The organism is Bradyrhizobium sp. UFLA01-814, from assembly GCF_046718885.1.
Taxonomy (GTDB): domain Bacteria; phylum Pseudomonadota; class Alphaproteobacteria; order Rhizobiales; family Xanthobacteraceae; genus Bradyrhizobium; species Bradyrhizobium elkanii.
Window position 1 is genome coordinate 1 of record NZ_JAQOSR010000354.1, and the last position, 1941, is coordinate 1941.

The window sequence follows — 1941 nt, forward strand, 5'->3', positions numbered from 1 at the left end:
CCGCCTTGAGGATCGCCAAAAGCCCGACCACCATCGCCACGCTGCGCGCAACGCAGATCGCCACCGGCTGGTCCGGCCTGACCCCGAGCCCGATCAGATGATGCGCCAGCTGGTTGGCGTGCGCATTGAGCTCGCCATAGCTTACGCGCTGGTCCTGATAGACCACCGCCACCGCATTCGGCGCCTGGCGCACCTGCGCCTCAAACAGCTCATGGATGCACTGCTCCGCAGGATACGGCGCCGCCGTCCGGTTCAGCTCCTCCAACAGATACGCCCGCTCGTCCGCTGGCAGGATGTCCAGCTCCCGCACTGGCATGTCCGGCGCATGCTCCAGCGCCTCTGCCAGCTGCTCCAGCGCCCGCTGCATGTAGCCGCAGATCCGATTCGCCGAGATAGGCTCCACCACCTGCGCCGTCAGCCCGAGCGCCTCGCCAAAATCCTCCACCGACAAGGTCAGCGGATAATTGGTGCGCTCCTCCTCGCCCAGCCATTCCACGCCGGACAGCGCATCATCGGCTGCGGAGGCGGTGACCGCCGCCGGCGTGTTGTGGCGGTAGTTCAACAGCGCGCTGAACAGCGGCGCCGGCGCCGCAACGCCGCTGCAGCGTTGCGCCAGCGCCAGCGAGGCATGCTCGTGCGCCAGGAGCTCGGCCAGCCGGGCATGCGTGGTTCGCACGCTCGCCTCGACCGCGGTGCCGTCAAGATCAAGCCGCAGCGGCAGCGTGTTGATGAACAGCCCCATCGCGCGGTCGGCGCCCGCCCCGCCATGCATGCGGCCGAACAGCACCGTGCCGAACACCACCTGCTCGCGGCCGCTGCTGCGCGCCACCACCTGCCCCCACGCCAGATGGCACAGGCTGGCCAGGCTCACCCCCAGCCGCCGCGCCTGGCTGCGCAGCCGCGCGTTCAGCTGCTGCGGCAGCATCCGCTGCGCCTCTCGAACCCCGCTGCCGTCGCCGCGCACCTCGCTCAAGCCGAACGGCGTGCTCGGCTCGTCAATGTCTGCCAGCCACCCCCGGAAGAACGCTTCATCCGCCTTGGCATCAGCGCCGAGATGCGCCTGCGCCACCAGATTGCGGAACGGCTGTGGCTCGGTCAGCTCATGCGCCCGCCCCTCCAGCTCAGCGCGGACCTCGGCACGCATCACCTCCAGTGTCGTGTGATCCCCGATCAGATGATGCTGCAGCTCCAACAGCAGCCAGCGCCCGCTGCCGGGCTCGCGCGCGATCACAAACCGCAACAAGGGCGCTCGGCCAAGATCGATGCGCTGCCGGCGCGGATCAAACCGATCCTTAAGCTGCGCGGCGCCAGGACCACAAGACCCGTCCAGCTCGACCTCGCTCACCTCCAGCGATGCGTGGCGCCACACCACCTGCGCCGGGCGCGACAGCCCCTCCCAGACGAACGAGGTGCGCAGAATGTCGTGCCGGTCCACCACCCGCTGGACCGCGGCAAGATAGCGCTCCAACACGCCACGGTCGGCAAACGCCATCTGCGATACCAGCAGGTACGGATCGCCCTTTGTCGCCAACAGATGATGGAACAGGATGCCGTCCTGCAGCGGCGACAAGCCATAAATGTCCTGGATGTTGCCGACCCCGCCGGACACTGTGGCGATGATCCGGTCGATCTCGCCCTGCGCCAGCTCAATGAGCGGCAACATCTCTGGCGTGATCGCCGTACTCTGTTCGGTGATCCGATTGGCCGGGACCGCCACCTCCTGATGACTGCCCAGGCTTGCGGCCTGATCGGCCAGCACCGGCCTGGCGAACAGCGTGCGCACCTCAACCCCCAGCGACTGCCGCCGCAAACGCTCGATCAGTTGCACCGCCAGCAGCGAGTGCCCGCCGAGCGCAAAGAAGTGGTCGTGGCGTCCGACCCGCTCCACACCCAGAAGCTCGGCCCAGATCTGTGCCAGCGTGATCTCGATCTCGCCTTGCG

The 1941-nt window shown here is 68.0% G+C and carries 1 protein-coding gene; it reads right to left on the reverse strand.

Features of this window, described 5'->3' with window-relative positions; all coding sequences use genetic code 11:
• The coding region (locus PMN64_RS42760) for a condensation domain-containing protein (protein ID WP_411785105.1) at window positions 1-1941 on the reverse strand (1941 nt) is incomplete at both ends.